The 18,947-nt window shown below is 65.4% G+C and carries 17 protein-coding genes; 10 read left to right on the plus strand and 7 right to left on the minus strand.

Annotated features, from left to right (window positions below):
• Positions 1 to 72: 72 nt before the first annotated feature.
• Together E5673_RS17130 and E5673_RS17135 are read left to right on the plus strand one after the other, a co-directional pair.
• The gene (locus E5673_RS17130) at positions 73 to 1,164 is read left to right on the plus strand and encodes an AI-2E family transporter (RefSeq protein WP_136190938.1); all 1,092 of its coding nucleotides are present in this window, start codon (positions 73 to 75) and stop codon (positions 1,162 to 1,164) included.
• A gap of 152 nt (positions 1,165 to 1,316) precedes the next feature.
• Positions 1,317 to 2,018 carry a response regulator transcription factor CtrA gene (locus tag E5673_RS17135; RefSeq protein WP_136190939.1) on the plus strand — a complete coding sequence of 234 codons (702 nt, stop codon included), beginning with the start codon at positions 1,317 to 1,319 and terminating at the stop codon, positions 2,016 to 2,018.
• 233 nt (positions 2,019 to 2,251) lie between these two features.
• Here the strand turns inward: E5673_RS17135 and E5673_RS17140 are convergent, their stop codons facing one another.
• Entirely contained in the window at positions 2,252 to 3,691 is a 1,440-nt protein-coding gene (locus tag E5673_RS17140) for a phospholipase D-like domain-containing protein (protein ID WP_136190940.1), read from the minus strand.
• A 101-nt stretch (positions 3,692 to 3,792) separates the two neighbouring features.
• On the opposite strand from E5673_RS17140, the gene dinB reads away from it, so the two are divergent.
• Entirely contained in the window at positions 3,793 to 4,878 is a 1,086-nt protein-coding gene (gene dinB / locus E5673_RS17145) for a DNA polymerase IV (RefSeq protein ID WP_136190941.1), read from the plus strand.
• A 1-nt stretch (position 4,879) separates the two neighbouring features.
• Here dinB and E5673_RS17150 read toward each other — a convergent pair whose 3' ends face one another.
• The 3 genes from E5673_RS17150 to E5673_RS17160 form a co-directional block, all read right to left on the minus strand.
• Positions 4,880 to 6,730: a sensor histidine kinase gene (locus E5673_RS17150; protein WP_247599448.1), complete on the minus strand. Its 1,851-nt coding sequence runs from the start codon at positions 6,728 to 6,730 to the stop codon at positions 4,880 to 4,882.
• Positions 6,730 to 8,640 carry a GGDEF and EAL domain-containing protein gene (locus tag E5673_RS17155; RefSeq protein ID WP_136190942.1) on the minus strand — a complete coding sequence of 637 codons (1,911 nt, stop codon included), beginning with the start codon at positions 8,638 to 8,640 and terminating at the stop codon, positions 6,730 to 6,732. Before E5673_RS17155 ends, E5673_RS17150 begins: the two co-directional genes overlap by 1 nt.
• Positions 8,641 to 8,727: 87 nt before the next feature.
• Positions 8,728 to 9,642 (minus strand): ROK family protein, encoded by a 915-nt coding sequence (locus E5673_RS17160; RefSeq protein WP_136190943.1) that lies wholly within the window; start codon positions 9,640 to 9,642, stop codon positions 8,728 to 8,730.
• Positions 9,643 to 9,807: 165 nt separating this feature from the next.
• On the opposite strand from E5673_RS17160, the gene E5673_RS17165 reads away from it, so the two are divergent.
• Positions 9,808 to 10,416 carry a DNA starvation/stationary phase protection protein gene (locus tag E5673_RS17165; protein WP_056488739.1) on the plus strand — a complete coding sequence of 203 codons (609 nt, stop codon included), beginning with the start codon at positions 9,808 to 9,810 and terminating at the stop codon, positions 10,414 to 10,416.
• Between the two features lie 80 nt (positions 10,417 to 10,496).
• Here E5673_RS17165 and E5673_RS17170 read toward each other — a convergent pair whose 3' ends face one another.
• A complete protein-coding gene (locus E5673_RS17170; protein WP_247599449.1) occupies positions 10,497 to 11,135 on the minus strand; it encodes a hypothetical protein in 639 nt (212 codons plus the stop codon).
• Positions 11,136 to 11,256: 121 nt separating this feature from the next.
• On the opposite strand from E5673_RS17170, the gene ispH reads away from it, so the two are divergent.
• Genes ispH through rnhA form a run of 3 tightly spaced genes read left to right on the plus strand, consistent with a single transcriptional unit; the run spans position 11,257 to position 13,626 of the window.
• Positions 11,257 to 12,213, plus strand: coding sequence for a 4-hydroxy-3-methylbut-2-enyl diphosphate reductase (gene ispH, locus E5673_RS17175; RefSeq protein WP_120301031.1), 957 nt, complete (start codon positions 11,257 to 11,259; stop codon positions 12,211 to 12,213).
• 1 nt (position 12,214) lies between these two features.
• Positions 12,215 to 13,165, plus strand: a complete 951-nt coding sequence (gene thrB / locus E5673_RS17180; RefSeq protein WP_136190944.1) for a homoserine kinase — start codon at positions 12,215 to 12,217, stop codon at positions 13,163 to 13,165.
• Positions 13,162 to 13,626 carry a ribonuclease HI gene (gene rnhA / locus E5673_RS17185; protein WP_136190945.1) on the plus strand — a complete coding sequence of 155 codons (465 nt, stop codon included), beginning with the start codon at positions 13,162 to 13,164 and terminating at the stop codon, positions 13,624 to 13,626. The genes thrB and rnhA overlap by 4 nt, the downstream gene beginning before the upstream one ends.
• A 2-nt stretch (positions 13,627 to 13,628) precedes the next feature.
• Here the strand turns inward: rnhA and E5673_RS17190 are convergent, their stop codons facing one another.
• Entirely contained in the window at positions 13,629 to 14,729 is a 1,101-nt protein-coding gene (locus tag E5673_RS17190) for an FAD-dependent oxidoreductase (RefSeq protein ID WP_281727873.1), read from the minus strand.
• Positions 14,717 to 15,664 carry an alpha/beta hydrolase gene (locus E5673_RS17195; RefSeq protein ID WP_136190946.1) on the minus strand — a complete coding sequence of 316 codons (948 nt, stop codon included), beginning with the start codon at positions 15,662 to 15,664 and terminating at the stop codon, positions 14,717 to 14,719. Before E5673_RS17195 ends, E5673_RS17190 begins: the two co-directional genes overlap by 13 nt.
• Positions 15,665 to 15,743: 79 nt before the next feature.
• Between E5673_RS17195 and E5673_RS17200 the strand changes: the two genes are divergently transcribed.
• From E5673_RS17200 to E5673_RS17210, 3 genes are read left to right on the plus strand one after another with little or no spacing between them, the layout of a single operon-like run.
• Positions 15,744 to 16,217 carry a prepilin peptidase gene (locus E5673_RS17200; protein ID WP_136190947.1) on the plus strand — a complete coding sequence of 158 codons (474 nt, stop codon included), beginning with the start codon at positions 15,744 to 15,746 and terminating at the stop codon, positions 16,215 to 16,217.
• 49 nt (positions 16,218 to 16,266) lie between these two features.
• Entirely contained in the window at positions 16,267 to 17,304 is a 1,038-nt protein-coding gene (gene cpaB / locus E5673_RS17205; RefSeq protein WP_136190948.1) for a Flp pilus assembly protein CpaB, read from the plus strand.
• Position 17,305: 1 nt separating this feature from the next.
• Positions 17,306 to 18,916, plus strand: coding sequence for a type II and III secretion system protein family protein (locus E5673_RS17210; RefSeq protein ID WP_247599450.1), 1,611 nt, complete (start codon positions 17,306 to 17,308; stop codon positions 18,914 to 18,916).
• The last annotated feature ends 31 nt before the right edge of the window (positions 18,917 to 18,947 follow it).

An 18,947-nucleotide genomic window follows, 5' to 3' on the forward strand; every position in this document is an offset into this window, starting at 1 on the left:
AAGTGCACAGTCCGCGCAAACCGCGCCAGCGTGTGCACTTTGTGAACTTCCAGCTTTTCGGCGGGCCGCAGCGTGAACCGCCTGGCCCCCGATGCAGACGATTCGCGCTTCATCCGCCGCGTCATCCTGACCATCGTAATCGTCGCGGTCGTCGCCGCTCTCTACAAGGCGGGCGACCTGCTCATCCTCGCCTTCGGATCGATGCTCGGCGCGATCGTCATCCACGCGATCGCCGATCTCTACCACGACCATCTCCGCGTCCCGCGCAAGGCCGCGCTCGGCCTCGGCATCGCCACCGTGCTCGGCGTCATCGCGTTCCTGGTCTGGCTGTTCGGCGTGCAGTTCCGCAGCCAGGTCAACGTCCTAATCGCTCAGACGCCGGCGCTGCTCAACCAACTCGCTGCGTATCTTTCGCAAAGCGCGGTCGGCGCGAAGCTCGTCGACGCCGTGCAGCAGGCCTATGCCGGGTCGAAGGTCGCGCAGGATGTCGGCGGACTCGTGACCGGCGCTGGCGAGCTCGTGCTCAACTGCCTGTTGCTGCTGGTCGGCGCGCTGTTCTTCGCCGCCGATCCCAAGGTGTACGAGCGCGGCTTCCTGCTGCTGATCCCGCGATCGAAGCGGGCCGCGGTCGAGGATGCGCTGTTCGACGTCGGCTCGACGCTCCGGCTGTGGCTCGGCTCGTCGCTGATCCTGATGACGACGATGGGAATCCTGGTCGGCATCGGGCTCTGGCTATCGGGCGTCCCCAGCGCTGCCGCGCTCGGCCTGCTCGCCGGATTGTCCGAGTTCATCCCCTATATAGGCCCCACCGCGGCGATGATCCCGGCGCTCGGACTCGCCGCCACGCAGGGCACCTCGTCGATCGTCGGCACGCTCGTCACCTATGCGGTCGTGCGGCTCGTCCAGACCAATTTCATCACGCCGTACGTGCAGAACCGCGTGATCTCGATCCCGCCCGCGATTACGGTTTTCGCAATCATCGGCATCGGTACGATCTTCGGCCTGTTCGGCTTGTTCTTTTCAGCAGCGCTGCTGGTGATGATCTTCACGCTCGTCCGCAGCCTGTATCTGCGCGAGATTCTCGGGGAGGATATCCCGAAGACGGTCCACCGGACGTTGCTCGGCCCCGACCTGACGCCGAGCCCTCCGAGCGAAGATTTGTAAAGAATTCAACTGCTCGGCAGTGATCCGACCGATTCGCCGCGTCAACCTTAGTTCGAAATTAACCTTTTGCCTTCAGATGTTGTGTGGTTAATGAATGAAAGTCGAGCGGCTGGCATGGGGTGTCGGACGGTCTTGCGAAGAGGGGACGACGCATGCGAGTGCTGCTGATCGAGGACGAGCCGACGACGGCGAAGGCTATCGAGCTGATGCTGACGACCGAAGGGTTCAACGTCTACATCACCGATCTCGGGGAAGAAGGCCTCGATCTAGGCAAGCTGTATGATTACGACATCATACTGCTCGATCTGAACTTGCCCGACATGCACGGTTACGACGTGCTCAAGCGCCTGCGTGTCGCCCGTGTTGCGACGCCGGTATTGATCCTGTCGGGCGTCAACGAGATGGGCTCCAAGGTCCGCAGCTTCGGCTTCGGCGCCGACGACTATGTCACCAAGCCGTTCCACCGCGAGGAACTGATCGCGCGCATCCACGCCGTCGTCCGTCGCTCGAAGGGGCACAGCCAGTCGGTCATCCGCACCGGCAAGCTGGCGGTCAATCTCGACGCGAAGACCGTCGAAGTGAACGGCAGCCGCGTGCACCTGACCGGCAAGGAATATGCGATGCTGGAGCTGCTTTCGCTCCGCAAGGGCACGACCTTGACCAAGGAAATGTTCCTCAACCACCTTTACGGTGGGATGGACGAGCCCGAGCTGAAGATCATCGACGTGTTCATCTGCAAGCTCCGCAAGAAGCTCAGCCTCGCGTGTGACGGCGAGAATTACATCGAGACCGTCTGGGGTCGCGGCTACGTGCTGCGCGAACCCGACGAAGTGCTCGAATCCCAGGTCGCGTAACTCCCCAGTTTTCGGGAGCACGAAGGCCGCGGCATCGGGGGGTGCCGCGGCCTTTCCTATTTATTCCTAGTTATGGGGTGCCAAGCTGCCCATCTCATCCTCCCCCGCCAGGGGGAGGTGGCTGGCCCTTGCCAGACGGAGGGGGAGGAAAGCGAAACGTCGGTTGCGCATCCTCCCCCTCCGTCGCCTACGGCGCCACCTCCACCTTGCGGGGGATGATACTGAAATCCGCCCTAAGTCTTACGCCGCCACCGCCGGAAAAGCCCCCGCTTGCTGAGCGACTCGAACATCTCCTCCGGCCCTTCCGGATCGAGCACTTCGTTGTCGGCCAACCAAGCCTCGACCGCAGTCAGGTCGGGCACCTCGTAACAGCGCAACGTCTTGCTCACGCCGACCCGCTCCTGCCGCAACCGCTCAATGGTAGCGATCAACGACCCCGTCTCTGCGATCATCGCACTGACCACCTCCACTGCGACGCCGAGATGCTCCGCCATCAACCCGTCCCGGATCGCCGCAATTCCCTCCGCAGTCGCCGCGTCGACGGCCCGGATCGCCAGGTCACACTCGGTATCGAGCCGCAGCGACCGATTATTGACGTTCGAAGATCCCAACCGAAACACGTCGTCGTCCGCGATCAGGATCTTGGCGTGGCAATAGATCGGTGCACCGTCCTTCGTGTACGGATGATACATACGCAGCCGCCGGTGCCTGTCGCGCCGATGTAGCGCCTCCATCACCCGCGCCCGCGCGGTATCCATCGCCAGCGGCTCCAGCCACCCCTGCGCCACGGTCGGGTTGATGATCACGATCTCTGGCCCATCCGCCTCGTCGAGCCGCCTCGCCACCGCCTCCGCCACTTTCCGCGACGCGAAATACTGGCTTTCGATATACAGATGCTTCTTCGTGCGAGCGATCTGCCCGAGGAACAGCGCCTCGCTCTCGTACACCGGCTCTTGGTCCGACATCTCCGGCTCGGTCCGCGCTATGCCTACGTCGACGTCACGGAAATCCACCGCCAGCCCCTCGGGCCAGAATGTCCCGCCCGGCACGCCCGCCGCCATCGGCTTGCCGCCCGCCAGTCGCCAGCGCCGGCGGAACAGCTCCCCCAGCGCATGCGCGACAGGGCCCTGCACCGCGCTGATCGCGTCGTGCCATGGCTTGTACGGCTTGCCCGATGGCTGGACGCGGTGCGGATCGCCGTCGCGGTGTTCGCGCGTGTCCCAGCGGTCGCCGGTCATGTCGATCCCGCCGCAGAACGCCAGCGCATCGTCGATGATGACGATCTTCTGGTGATGCGACGCCGCGGTCGGATGATGCCCGTCGAGCTTGGTATGGATGCGCTTGTGCCGCATCCACTTGATCATGGTGAACAGCGTCGACCCGCGGAACAGCGACTTTATCGCCCCGGTGTCCCAGCGCAGCACGAAGATCTCGAGTTCGGGTTCGCGCTCAACCAGCCAGTGCATGAACGCGCCCAGCGTCTTGGGTTCGCCCGGCCGATCGACGCCCGGCTCGAGTGAAATGCGCGCATCGAAGTCCCAGCCGATCAGCAGGATGCGGCGTTTGGCCCCCAGCATCGCGACGCGCGCCGTCCGGAAATAGTCCGCCGCATCGACGATCACCGCCATCCGCTCGGCACGTTCGATCCGCCAGCACTCCGTCCCAACCTGCATCGCTATCCCTTAGTCCGTTGCGCAAAGATATGCGCGGCGCGCCGATTTGGTTGCGTGAACGCCCTGTATAGCTGTGCGCCGCCGCCCTATCTGGGATGACGATGGCCGCTCCTCCTACCCAGCCGCCGGCGCAGCGCAAGGTGATCCATGTCGACATGGACGCCTTCTACGCGTCGGTCGAACAGCGCGACGATCCCTCGCTGAAGGGGCGTCCGGTGGCAGTCGGCGGATCGCGTGCGCGGGGCGTGGTGGCGGCCGCGAGCTACGAGGCGCGCGCGTTCGGCGTTCGCAGCGCGATGCCGTCGGTCACCGCGATCCGAAAATGTCCCGACCTCGTATTCGTGCCCCCTCGGTTCGACGTGTACCGCGAAGTCTCGGACCGGATCCGCGCGATATTCGCCGACTATACCGACCTGATCGAACCGCTGTCGCTCGACGAGGCGTATCTCGACGTGACCGAGGACATCCGCGGGCTCGGCACCGCGGCCGCGATCGCGGAGGAAATCCGTGCTCGGATCAAGGCTGATACCGGGCTCACCGCGTCCGCCGGTGTGAGCTACAACAAGTTCATCGCCAAGCTCGCCTCGGACCAGAACAAGCCCGACGGCATCTGCATCATCACCCCGAAGCGCGGCGCGGCGTTCGTCCAGTCGCTGCCCGTCAAGCGCTTCCACGGTGTCGGGCCGGTGACCGCGCAGAAGATGGAACGGCTCGGCATCCTCACCGGCGCAGACCTATACGGTATGACGCTCGCGTTCCTCCAGGCGCATTTCGGCAGCTATGCGGACTATCTCTACGGTGCGGCGCGCGGCATCGATCACCGACCCGTGCGCGTCAACCGCGCCGCGAAGTCGGTCGGGGCGGAGCGGACGTTCGAGACGAACCTGACGACCGCGGAGGATCTGCGCGCGGCGCTGCATCGGGTGGCGGATGCGGCCTGGGTGCGGATCGAACGGCACGGCACCCGCGGTCGCACGGTCACGCTCAAGCTGCGCCACGCCGACTTCCGCACGATCACGCGCGCACGATCGTCGCAGGCACCGGTCACGGACAAGGCCGCATTCCTCTCGGCAGGCCTCGACCTGCTGATCGCGCAATTGCCCGTACCAGGCGGCGTGCGCCTGCTAGGGCTCACGTTGTCGGGCATCATGGGCGAAGACGACGAAGTGCAGCCAAGCCTGTTGTAGGTCAAACCAGTTCGACGACCCCTGCATCGGGCGCCAGCAGCGTCAGGATCGCAACCGCGCCCTGCCCCGTTCCTTCGCTCTCCAGACGCAGCGAACCCTGCATCGCGTTCACCGAATTGGCACACCAGTGCAGCCCCAGCCCCCCCGACTTGTGGGCGCGCGTGGAGAAGCCGCGGTGGAACAGCGTCGCAGCGACTTCGGGCGTGATCCCCTCGCCATCGTCGCGTATCTCGATCGCCACGCGGCCGTCGATTTGCTCGATGGCGGTAACGATCGATCCGCTGCCGGTCCCCCGCGCGACGATCGACTCCGCTGCATTGGCGAACAGATTGCCGATCACCTGGCTCAGGATCAGCCGGTTCGCCATCACGAGATTGGGGCCCGCCGGAAACCCGAACGCGATCGAAGCGCCCTCCAGATAGCGGACGATCGTCGCGTTGCGCGCGATGATCGCGGTGACGTCGCATATCTCCAGCGCCGGACGTTCGTGCGCGCCCTGCTGCTGCTGGCCAATGATCTCCAGAACATGCCCCATCGCCTCCCGGCCGATGCTGAGTTCGTGACGGGTGGATTCGCGGTTGGCGGCGTCCGCGTCGATCGCCGCGGTGACGAACGCGGCCAGCTTCTCGCGGCGTTCGCCGGAAACATCGCCTCGCGCGAGTTCCTCGATCGCCCGGTCGAGCGTGGCGCGATCGATCGGCGGCACCTGCGCGATCTCGCGGCTAAGGATCGTGCTGATCGGGTTGAGCGCGTTGCGGACGTTGTGCATCACCGCCACCGCACTTTCGCTCCGTCCGAGATCGAACGACTGCACGCCGATCTGTTCGCGTAGATCCTTCAATTGCTGCAACATCGCGTTGAAGTTGCGTCCGAGCGAACCGATCTCGTCGCGCCGCTCATCCTCTTCGAGCAGGGTGAGAGATCCCGACGCGCGAACCCGCCGCATATGATTTTCGATGCGCAGCAATGGACGCAGGACGAGTTGCGCAATGAGACGACGCAGTACGATGAGCACGAACAGCAGAAGCACGATCGATCCTGCGATCGCAAACACCAGCACGCGCCTGCCGAGCCGCGTTGCATCACTTGGTACGGCAAACCGGGTCGTTGCCACGGCGCGCCCATCGGCGCCGATCAGTGGCACGGCAATTGCCGCTCTCGACCCTCGATAGGTCGCCACCCCCGAACTGCTGGAACCGACGTCTAACGTCGCATCGACACCCAAAGTTTCGGAAATCTGCTTGGCGGTTACTACGCGCGCGACCGCGATATAGCCCTGCCCGGTATCCGCGCCGCTCGCCGCCGCCATTCGCGCGACGCCTACCGCTGCAACACTATTCCCCAGCCGCGTATAGAACCGCGCCGAACGACGCCGGCCAAGCACGTGCGCGAAGTCCGTACGATCGAGCAAATCAGCCCATTGTTGCGACGAGGTCGAACCCGGCGGTCCGTTCCAGCGCGCGCGAGCAATACGGCCGTTTGCTGCGATCTCGGCAACGCCATCGGCAGGGAGTGATCGGGTCGCAGGCGTAACGCGACTACCAGGCGCAAGCCTTGCCTCGGATAACCCCGCTGCATCGCGGCGGTCTCGTGCTTCCGCCTGGACCCCGGCAGCGTATTTCGACAGCACCGCACGCGTCCGTTCGACTTGCCCCGCGACCGCCGCGTCTTCCAACTTGGTAAAGCTCGGCGTGATGATCGACGCCAGCAACACCGTGATCGCGACCGTCCCGCACAGCGCGACGCCCGTCATGATCAACACGAGTTTCGCACCGAGCGACGCAGGTCGCCGCATCTTGCCGAATTGCCGCCCCAGCGTCGCCGGAACGCGCCCCATCCCGACCGTCGGCATCAGTTCAACATTCCGTTGCCCAATTGCCGCGGTGCCGTCGGTCCGTCGCCAGCAATATCGTCTTCACCGCCGAGATAGCGCGCGTTTGCCATGTCCAGCGCAACGTCCGCGGCAACCGGGCGCGAGTAGAAATATCCCTGGAAATGGCTCGCCCCAGCCAGCTTGAGCGCCTGGACCTGCGCGTCGGTCTCGACGCCTTCCGCAATCACGCCCAGCCCCAGCGCGCGACCGAGATGGATGATCGAATGCACGATCGCCGCGCTTTCGCGCTCCCGGCCCATCCCATCGATGAACGAGCGGTCGATCTTCAGGCAATCCAGCGCGAACTTGCGGATGTTGTATAGGCTCGAATACCCCGTCCCGAAATCGTCGAGCGCGATCCGAAATCCCATCTGGCGTAGCTTGTAGAGAGTCTCCGCCGCCCGTTCGGCATCGTCGAAGATCGCGGTCTCGGTGATCTCGATCTGCAATCGCGCAGGCTCGATCCCGGCGCGCTCGACGCTCTCCATGATGTGCCCGACGAAATTGTGACGGCGAAACTGGCGCGGCGAGAAATTGACCGAGACATATTGACCGGGCCATTGCTTCAGGACGTTGAGCGCTTCGCCCAGTACCCAGTCGCCAAGCTCGTGGATCAGGTTCGATTCCTCGGCGATCGGGATGAACGTGCTCGGGCTCATCGCGCCATATTCGTCGGTGTTCCAGCGGATGAGCGCCTCGAAACCGATCACCTCGACCGCGTCGCGCGACACGATCGGTTGATAGACCAGGCTCAATTCGCCCTTCGCGATCGCCTGGCTCAGCCCACCCTCGACCCGCCGGCGAAACCGGATGCCTTCGTCCATGCTCTCGTCGAACAGGCGGACGATCCCTCGCCCACCACGCTTGGCGTCGTTGAGCGCGAGATCGGACCGTCGCATGACATCCACCGGATCGCGGCCCTGCCCACCCTCGCTGACAACCACGCCCGCCGACGCCCCGCCCTGCACCGAATTGCCGAACACCTGCAGGCTGACCGAGCACGCCGCGACGACACGCTCGCACGCCATGACGCCCGCCGCCTCGCCGGACGTCTCGAACAGGATGCCGAACTCATCCCCGCCAAGCCGGGCGACCAATGCTCCCTCCGGCGCCGATCGCTGCAGGATCGTGCAGATCTCACGGATCAGCGCGTCGCCCGCCAGGTGGCCGAGCGTGTCGTTGACCAGCTTGAACCGATCCAGATCGACCATCACCGTCGCGAACAGCCCTGCCGCGCGGGTTCGCTCGGCAAGCGCGCGCAGAAATGCGAGCCGATTCGGCGCATCGGTCAGCGAATCATGTGTCGCCATATGCACCGCGCGACTCTCGTTCGCGGCTAGTTCGGCGCTCTGCTCTTCGAGTTGAACAACCTGCGCGGCCAGCGTGACGCGGGCCGCCTTCAACTCGCGATCGATTTCCCAGCGCTTCGCAAGCGCCGTCGCGGTCTGCGTGACCTCGGCGACCTCGAACGGCTTGGCGATGTAGAAGATCTTGTCGGCGGGTCCTGCGACCTTGCTGATCTCGATCGGCGAGAAATCGGAAAAGCCGGTAACGATGACGAGGTTGATCTCAGGGTCGAGCGCCCGGATGCGCTGCGCCGTCTCGCGCCCGTCGATACCGGGTGGCATGCGGATATCGATGAACGCGACCGCGAAAGGTTCGCCGTCCGCCAACGCCCGCGCGACGTCCGCGACCGCATCCAGCCCTTGATGCGCATGCGTCAGCGCGAAGCCGGCGATGTCCCCGCGCCGGAGCTCACTGGCGTTCCCGCCAAACAGGTCCGCCGCCATCGCGCCGAGCGCCTCGCCGCCCTCCGATCGCTGACCGGCGAAGCTGCGCCGGTAGCTGTCATGCATCGCTGGCTCGTCGTCCACGATCAGAATGCGCATCGATACAGTTCCTCACTGGCCACCGCATCCGTGCCTTGCGGTACGCCAAGTGCCTTCATCGTTACGAAGGATAGTAACCTAAAGCAGTTAAGACGCTGTGAACGATGTTTGTAACTTATGTCCAAGTGCTTGAGCGCCCAACACGATTGCGCCAAGCGGCCCGGCGTTGTTGCCTAACGCGGGCGGCACGATGAACGTGTCGACCAGCGCGACCTCGGGCAGCGTGATGTATCCGCCAAGGCTCCGCGTCATGGCGGCCCGGACCCGCGGGAACAGGTGCGATGCCCCCATCACGCCGCCGCCCATCACGATGCGGCGCGGGATGCCGGTCAGCACGAGCGTGTGGCAAAGCTGCCCGAGCGCGTCCGCGACGTTATCCCAGACTGGATGCTCGGCAGGCGCTTCGTCGGCGGGAAATCCGATCCGTGCCGCGATCGCGGGTCCGGCGACCAGTCCCTCGATGCACGCGCCGTGGAACGGGCAATTGCCGATCCAGTCGTCACCCTGGAACCTAGCGGGGCGGATGTGGCCGAGTTCTGAGTGCGTGAGGCCATCGACCGGACGGTTGCCTGCGATCATGCCGGCGCCGACTCCAGTGCCGACCGTGACATAGGCGATGTCCGGCAAACCCTTCGCCGCGCCCCAGAATGCCTCGGCCAACGCCGCGCCGACTACGTCGCTATGGAAACCCGTGGGCACACCGTAGCGCCGGTTCAGCCGTCCCGCGATATCGGTCCCGGCCCAGCCCGGCTTCGGCGTCGACGTGATATGGCCGTAATCGCCCGAATGGCGATCGATCGAAACCGGCCCGAAGCTCGCGATACCGATCGCCACGAAGCCACTCCACCGGTCCAGCACTGCCTCGATCGCGGCTAGCGTCTCTTCGGGGCGCGTGGTCGGTATCCGCACGGTTTCCTCGATCTGGTCGGGTCCGCGCGCAAGAATGCAGATGCATTTGGTGCCGCCAAGTTCGATACCTGCGACCAGCGGTGCTTCCGTCATCCTCAACTCCCAACACGTTTACCGCGCCCGCTTCCTTCGCCGACGCCGTCCAGTCAAGAGCAGGTCGGTTCTGACGATCACGCTGAACGAGGATTTGATCTGCTGTCGATCCGTCCGTTCGTGCGTTATGCCGGTCGAGTTCACCCGAACAGACAGGAATTCCGAATGGCGAAGAAACCCGCGAAGCTGATCAAGGCGGACACCGATGTTTCGGTCGAGGCACAGCCACAGTACAAGGTCGAATATCGCGAGATCCAGCCTTATGGGACGCTGAAGAAACTCCCGATCGCACTTGAGGACAATGCCCGCGCCCAGAGCGTCGCGACGCTGAACCAGGTGCTCGCGGACACGATGACGATCCGCGACATGTACAAGAAGCATCACTGGCAGATGTCGGGCGCGACGTTTTACCAACTGCATCTGCTGCTCGACAAGCATTACGAAGAGCAGGCAGCACTCGTCGATCTCATCGCCGAACGCATCATGGCGCTTGGCGGTATCTCAATCGCGATGTCGCACGATGTCGCGGAGATGACGACGATCCCCCGCCCGCCCAAGGGTCGCGAGGACGTCCCGACGCAGCTCGCACGCCTGCTCGAAGCGCATGAGATCATCCTGCGTCAGGCCCATGAAGGCGCCGAAGCTGCCGACGAGTCGGGCGACGACGGCACCAACGATCTGCTGGTGAGCAACATTATCCGCACGCACGAGCCGCAGGTGTGGTTCCTGGCGGAACACCTCGCCGCGACCGAACTGGTCCGCAGCGACAAGTAAGTTTACGGCCCCCTCTTCAGCGCGAAGGGGGGGCCGTACTTCGTTCTGACAGTACCGTGGGCGACAGTCGCCCAACGGGCTCAACGCGTGGCGTTATACTTTAGCTGATCGTCGGTGAGCTGGAATCCGACCAGCGCCTCGAAGCTCGCGCGCAGCACGGCCTGGCGAACTTCCGGCGTGCTCAGCGGATCGACCGCGGCATCCTGATCGCCCGCCTTGCGCCGGCGGGTCAGCTTTTCCCGAACGTCTTCCGGCAAGGTGGCCGCAGCGCGCGACACGGTGGCGGTCGTCGTGCCCGACGCCGAAGCCAGCGCCTGTCCGGCGGCGAAGTGCAACGTCACACGGCCGATGCGCTTGGCGACGACCGCGCTGCCGCCGCGCACGACGGTGATGAAATACGGCAACGTCACGTCGCGCGCGGCGTCGGTACGCGTCCGGCGAGCGCGGATGTCGAACGTCACGTTGGTCACGACTTGGTCCGTCGCATCCGCGCAAGTCGATCGGACGTTGGTCATGAAGCCGGCAACGTCGATCGCCGACTGGTCGCGGCTGGTTACCGGATCGAACAGCGTGATGTCGCCGGTCGCTGCCGGGATCGCCACGGGCGGGCAGACCGAGCGGACTGCGGAAATGCCGCCGGTCGCATCGACTTCGCCCTTGCCGGCGCACCCGCTCAACAAGATCGCACACGCAGAAACGGCTAGGATGGGGGCTTTCACGGCGACGCTTACCTTCTCGAACGAGCGAAAGGGCCACCGCATGTCGCAAGCGGCCCCTGTCGCGGCGCACCATAGGAACCGGCTATCGTCCAGGCAAGCAATCGCGTAGAGGCAAGGCATCATGAGCCCAATCGATAAGCCGCCGCTCGAACTGTTGATCGCAGCACCCCGAGGCTTTTGCGCAGGCGTCGACCGCGCGATCCGGATCGTCGAACTGGCGATCGAGAAACACGGGGCGCCGGTCTATGTTCGCCACGAGATCGTCCACAACAAGTTCGTCGTCGACACGCTGAAGGCGCAGGGCGCGATCTTCGTCGAGGAATTGAACGAGGTGCCCGATGGCGCCCCGGTCGTGTTCTCGGCGCATGGCGTGCCTAAATCGGTGCCGCTCGACGCGCAGAATCGCGGGCTTGAATATCTCGACGCGACGTGTCCGCTAGTGTCGAAGGTCCACCGCCAGGCCGAGCGGCTGGTGGCGCAGGGACGGCATATCGTGTTCATCGGCCATGCCGGGCACCCCGAGGTGATCGGCACGTTCGGACAGGTTCCGGCGGGTGCGATGTCGCTGATCGAGACGGTCGAGGACGCCGAGGTGTTCATGCCGATCGATCACACCAACCTCGCCTTCCTGACGCAGACGACCCTGTCGGTCGACGATACCGCCGCGGTGGTGGCGACGTTGCAGCGCCGCTTCCCGCAGATGTTGCCGCCGCGGGGCGAGGACATCTGCTACGCGACGTCGAACCGCCAGACCGCGGTCAAGGCGATCGCGCACAGCGTCGATGCGGTGCTGGTGATCGGCGCGCCGAACTCGTCAAACTCGGTGCGGCTGGTCGAGGTCGCCGAGCGCGAGGGTACGCCGGCGATGCTGATCCAGCGCGCGAGCGAGCTCGACTGGGATTTTCTTGCTGGCGTTGGGACGCTGGGCATCACGGCCGGCGCTTCGGCGCCTGAATTGCTGGTCCGCGAACTGGTCGATCGGCTGTCGGAGCGTTTCACGGTGTCGGAGCGCGAGGTCGAGACGAACCGCGAGACGATCGCGTTCAAGCTGCCACGCGGACTGGAGGCGGCCGCCTAGCATGGCGGTCTACACGCAGGTATCGGCGGAGGCGCTGGGCGCGTTCCTCGCGCGCTACGATCGGGGCGAACTCCTTTCCGCCAAGGGCATTGCGGAGGGCGTGCAGAACAGCAACTACCTCGTCGAGACGACCGCAGACCGCTTCATCCTAACGCTGTACGAGGAGCGGACGTCGACCGACGACCTGCCGTTCTTCCTCGACATGCTCGATCATCTTGCGGCCGATGGCAATCCGGTACCGCGCGCATTGCCCGATCGTGACGGCGCGGCAATCCAGCAGCTCGCCGGGCGATCGGCATGCCTGATCGAGTTCCTGACCGGGGTTTCGGTATCGCATCCAACCGCGGCACAGGCGTTTGCGGCGGGTGGGGCGATGGGGCAGATGCACAACAGCCTCGCAGGGTTCGACCAGGTCCGCCTCAACCCGCTCGGTGCGGATACGTGGCGACCGTTCCTGGAGCGTTGCGGCCGCGACATCGACACGATCGAACCGAGGCTGTTCGACCGGACCGAGGCGGCATTGGCGGCGGTTCTGGCGGAATGGCCGCGCGACCTGCCGATGGCGGCGATCCATTCGGATCTGTTCCCCGACAACGTGCTGATGCTCGGCGACCGCGTGACCGGGGTGATCGATTTCTATTTCGCCTGCACCGACATCCGCACCTATGATCTGGCGGTGATGCACACGTCATGGGCGTTCGACGGCAATGGCGAGAATTACGACCCGGCGATCGGCAAGGCGCTGATCGACGGCTATGCCAGCCGCTTCCCACTGTCCGATGCGGAACGCGCCGCGCTGCCGATCCTGGCGCGCGGCGCCTGCCTGCGGTTCCTGCTGACGCGCGCGTGGGACTGGCTCAATACGCCGGCGGATGCGCTGGTGACGCGCAAGGATCCACTCGCCTATTGGCGGCGGCTCGAGACGTATCTCAAGGACGACCTGTTTGCATGACTGACGAAGCTCCCGTTTCCATCACCAAGGTCGAGATCTTCACCGACGGCGCGTGCAAGGGCAATCCGGGGTCCGGCGGCTGGGGCGCGGTGATCCGCATGGGCGCGCATGAGAAGGAATTGTCGGGCGGCGAGACGCCGACGACCAACAACCGGATGGAGATGACCGCGGCGATCGAGGCGCTCAACGCGCTGACCCGGCCGTGCGCGGTGACGCTGTATACCGACAGCAAATACGTGATGGACGGCCTCACCAAGTGGGTGAAGGGCTGGCAGCGCAACGGCTGGAAGACCGCCGACAAGAAGCCGGTGAAGAACGCCGAGCTGTGGCACGCGCTGCTCGCGGCGGTGGCGCGGCACAAGATCGAGTGGCAGTGGGTCAAGGGTCACGCCGGCCATCCGGAAAACGAGCGGGCGGACAAGCTGGCGAGCGACGCGGCCGTCGCGGCCGGACGCAAGTAGACCTAGAACCGCCCGGGCGAATACCGTGCGGCGTCGATCGCTGCGACTGCCGGGTCGGGACTGACGCCGAGCAGCAGGCTGGCGGCGAGCAACGCCGCGGCGGGGGCGGTCTGGATACCGAAGCCCCCTTGCCCCGCGCACCAGAAGAAGCCAGGCACGTCGCGGTCGAAACCATAGATCGGCAGGCGATCGGGCGCGAACGTGCGCAGGCCAGCCCAGCGTCGCTCGACGGCGGCGACTCGCCAGTCGACGACCTGCTCGAACCGATCGATCGCGATCGCGACATCGATCTCCTCAGGCGCGGCGTCGCACGGGTCCGTCGGCGTCTCGTCGTGCGGGCTCAGCCACAGCCGACCGCCGGGTTCGGGCTTAAAATAGAAGCGACCGCCAAGATCGGCGACATGCGGCATCCCGTCAGGCGCGCCGGGATCGGTGCGGAGTTGCACCATCGTCCGGCGATAGGCCTGCAACCCGAGCGGACGGACGCCCGCGCGTACTGCGACGTCATCGGCCCAGGCGCCCGCTGCGTCGACGATCGTCCGCGCCTGGAACGTGCCGGCCGTCGTGTCGATCGTCCAGATCCCGCCATCGCGCGTCGCTCCGGCAAACGTGGCATCGGTGACGAAGTCCGCACCGGCGCGGCGCGCCGTGGCAATGCTTTCGGCATGAAGCGCGGCAACGTCGATATAGGCACAGGTCGCTTCCTGTACGCCAAGCGTCCATTCGGAACGCAGTCCGGGCACGAAAGCGGAAGGATCGACTCGATCCAGCCGCACGTCGCTACTCGCGAACTCGGCGAGGAACGCGTCCATCGCCGATTCGTCTTCGGCGCGGCCGATGTGGAGCGAGCCCAACGGAGCCAGATGGCCGCCTGCCTGCAACAATGGCCCGGACGCGGTGGTCAGCGGCTGGATATCCGGCCCGCCGTAAGTTTCCGACCAAAAGGCCGCCGAGCGACCCGTCGCGTGATAGCCCGGCGCGTCCTCCGCCTCCAGGACGAGCACCCACGCCTGCGACCCGATCGCCGCGGACAGGCTTGCCCCCGCCATGCCCGCGCCGACGATCGCGATGTCGTACACGCCCGTCACCGTCAGGCCGCGCACGCAGCCAGGAACGAATCGATCGCCGACAGCGCCCGATTTCGCACGCCGTCCGCCTCGCGCAGGATTTCATGCGCGGACTCCGGACCGAAGCGAACGACCTGCGCATTGCGCAACCGCGCCGCGAGCCGGAGCGCAGCACGCGGATCGACCAGCTTGTCGGCCTCCGCAATCAGCATCAGCACGGGCGCCTCGATCGACTCCACCCGCGGATCGCTCGCCAGCGCCGCAGCGCCCGCGAACCCCTGTGCGAGCCACGCCCAGCTCGGTGGCCCCAGCACGAGGTCGGGATGCGCCGCCTGCCACCAGCCTTCGTCGCCGTAGCGATCGGCGTCGTGCGTCAAAAGCGACTGGCGCGAGGCGACCGATCCCGGCCGCTCGTTGCTGCGCCACGCCGCACGCGCAGGGTCGCCTCGACTCGCGATCCACCGCGCAATCGTTGCGCTGAACGCCGCCCCGAACGGTGCCTTCAACCCGATCATCGGCGCGACCAGAATCGCCGCATCGGGCGCGATCGTGCGATCGGCAAGCGCGCGCATCACCATCATCCCGCCCATCGAATGGCCGAGTATCACCCGTGGCAGGCCGTGGCCCGCCTCCTCCACGCTCCAATCCGACCAGAACGCCGCAAGGTCGGCATCGAACACCCGGTAGTCGCTCGCATGCCCGACATGCGGGTCGCTCGACAAACGCCCGGACCCGCCCTGCCCGCGCCAGTCGAACGCCGTCACCGACCACCCCGATGCGTGCAGATGCGCGAACGTCTCGAGATACTTCTCGAAAATATCGCCGCGCCCCGTCTGGAACAGCATCCGCCCGCGCGGTGACTGTGCCGGCCAGTCGAATCGGCGCAGCTTCCAGCCGTCGGGCGCGGTCCAATAGCCGATGCGCGCCTCGTCCGGAATCGTCCGACGCACCGCTGACGGATCGGTCGTCATGCGCAAACCCGTGGCATCATTCGAAATTCCTCCAAGCACGGTTACTTTTTCGAAAGCCATGTCCGTTAGGGACTAGCCGATGGGATGGAACATTGCTCTTCCAATTTTGATTCTGGTGCTCGGCGGCCTGCTGGTCTCGGCGGGTATCCAGGATGCGCGGACGCGGGAGATCGCGAACTGGAAGACCGCTGCGGTCGCTATGCTGGCGCCGCTGTGGTGGTATGCGAACGGACTCGATCCGTGGCCCGACATGGCGCTGCAGGTCGGCGTCGCGCTCATCGTCTTCGCGCTGTTCCTGCTTGCCTTCCACTTCGGCATGATGGGCGGCGGCGACGTTAAGCTGATCGTCGCGCTCTCGCTATGGCTGCCGTTCCCGGCGTTCCTTTCGATGCTGATGGTGATGTCCATCGTCGGCGGCCTCGTCACGCTCGTTATGATGATCGAGCATCGTGCCAAGAAGAACGCCGGACATATCGAGGTCCCCTACGGCGTGGCAATAGCAATCGCTGGCCTTCTCGCGCTGCGCGAACCACTCCTTAACCAGTTTCAGTGATGATTAACGTCGAAATACATTCGCGGCGCCTGAAAGGCACGATCTAGTCATGGATACACGCAAGATCATTTTGCTGGTCGGCGCGCTTATAGTCGCAGCCGTCACGGCCTTCTTCGCCAGAACGCTAATCGCCGGAAGTTCGGCGCCGCAAGCTGGCGCGACCGCCATCGCCGCGCCGGTCATCGACGGCCCCGAAGTCCTGGTCGCAACGCGCTCGCTCCCGGTCGGCACGATCCTCGACGCCACGGCGCTAAAGTTCCAGCCCTGGCCGAAGGAGCTGGTCGACAACGCCTATTACCTTCGTGACAAGACCGACCTGAAATCGCTCCAGGGCACGGTGGTCCGCAGCATCATCACCGCCGGGCAGCCGGTGACCCAGGGCGCGCTGGTGAAGCCCGGCGATCGAGGGTTCCTCGCCGCGGCACTCGGCCCCGGCATGCGCGCGGTCACCGTCCCCGTCTCGGCACAGGCCGCCGTCGCCGGGTTCGTGTTTCCCGGCGACCGAATCGACCTCGTGCTGACGCAGGCGGTCAGGGGCGGTGGCGACGGCGATCCATTGAAGGTGTCCGAAACGATCATGCGCAACATCCGCGTGCTCGCGACCGATCAGCGGACCGACAATCTGGTCGGTGCGGACGGCAAGACCGAGGTCAAGACGTTCTCCAACGTGACGATCGAGGCGACGCCGAAGATGGCCGAGCAGGTCGCTCTCGCGCAGACGCTCGGCTCGCTGTCGCTGTCACTGCGGTCGATTGCCGACAACTCCGCCGAACTCGAGGAAGCGATCGCGTCCGGCGCGGTGAAGGTACCCGACGGTACCGATCCGAAGGCGGAGAAGGCGATGTTGGTGCGCGTCGCCAGCCAGCCGAGCTCCGGCGCGGGTAGCTATCAGACCGGCGCCGACGTCTCGCGGTACCAGCGCAGCACGGTGCCCGGCAAAGCATCCAGCGGCGAAGACGGTCGTCCTATGCAGATGACAAGTGCGCCGCAGTCCGGTGGCGGGGCACCGGTCGTGGTGCAGGGCCCGGCCGTACGGGTCGCCCGCGGCAATGCGGTGACCATGGTTCCGGTCGGGGGGAAGAATTAAGATGCGTATCGCCATGACGCGCCCAGTCGGACGGCAGATGGGTTGGCCGCTCGCGGTCGCCCTTGCCGCCGCCACCGCCGCACCATCCGTCCCCGCGCTCGCCCAGCATGCCCAGCGGGCTCAGGCTCGTACGCAGGCCGCCCCCTCGGGACTGCCCGTCGTGCAGGTCAACACCGGTCGCGGACGACTCGTCACGCTGGCGCGGCCGATGAGCGACCTGTTCGTCGCCGACGACACCATCGCCGACGTTCAGGTCCGCTCGCCGACGCAGCTCTACGTGTTCGGCAAGAAGACCGGCGAGACGACGATCTCGGCAACCGCGAAGGGCGGCGGCGTCGTCTACGCCTCGACCATTCGCGTCGGCAACAACCTCGATTCGGTGCAGCAGATGCTCGGGCTCGCGATGCCCGAAGCACAGGTCGTCGCGACGCCGATGAACGGGTTGATCCTGCTTACGGGTACAGTCGCTGCACCCGAAGATGCCGCCGAAGCCGAACGGCTGGTGCAGGCGTTCGTCGGTGATTCGACAAAGGTCCTGTCGCGACTGAAGACTGCGACGCCTTTGCAGGTGAATCTTCAGGTCCGCATTGCCGAGGTCTCTCGGAGTTTCATCAAGAACATCGGGGTAAACATACAAAGCAGGGACGGTACGGGCGGCTTCAAATTTGGCGTTGCCCAAGGCCGCGGCGCCAGCACGCAATTCCTTCCGGGCGGCACGCTGTCGACAGGCTTTACTGCCCCCACTCAAAGCGGTGTCACGCAATCGACGTTAGGCTCTACCTTCGGCCTTGCCGGCAAGCTGCTCGGGCTCGATCTCATCGGCGCGATCGACCTGGGTGAGACAATCGGTCAGGTGACGACGCTCGCCAACCCGAACTTGACTGCGCTGTCGGGCGAGACGGGCACGTTCCTCGCCGGTGGCGAAATTCCGATCCCGCTGGCGCAGGCGCTCGGCACGATCTCGGTCGAGTACAAGCAATACGGCATCAGCCTCGCCTACACGCCCACGGTCTTGTCGGATGGTCGAATCTCGCTTCGGGTACGTCCGGAGGTTTCGCAGCTCGATTATGCCAACGCGATCACGCTGAGTAGTACGCGCGTGCCCGGCATCACGACGCGTCGTACCGAGACGACGGTCGAACTCGGCTCGGGCCAGAGCATGATGATCAGCGGACTGCTGTCGAACAACAACAACAACAGCTACGACAAGACGCCGGGCCTTTCGAACCTGCCGATCATCGGCGCGCTGTTCCGCTCCAACGCGTTCCAGCGCAACGAGACCGAACTCGTAATCGTCATCACGCCGTATCTGGTGAAGCCGGTCAACAACGCCAGCGACATCGCGTTGCCGACCGATGGCGCGCGCGCGCCGACCGATATCGACCGCGTGCTGCTGGGAACGCTCAGCGCCACCAGTGGCGGCAAGCGACCTGTGCCGACGATCGCGCGGCCTTCCTATGTTCCACCGGCGATCGGTGCCGCCGCCCCGGTCATGCCGATGCCGCGTAGCGACGTCCGCCGCAGCGAGGACGATATCGCCGCGCGCCCTGCCAACGGGAATGGCGCCAAGACCAAGAAGGGCGCCGTGCCCGCGCCAGGTTTCTCGAATTGAGCCGGCCCCTGCCCCGCCGCTCGCGACCACC

It is taken from the genome of Sphingomonas sp. PAMC26645, from assembly GCF_004795835.1.
GTDB lineage: Bacteria > Pseudomonadota > Alphaproteobacteria > Sphingomonadales > Sphingomonadaceae > Sphingomonas.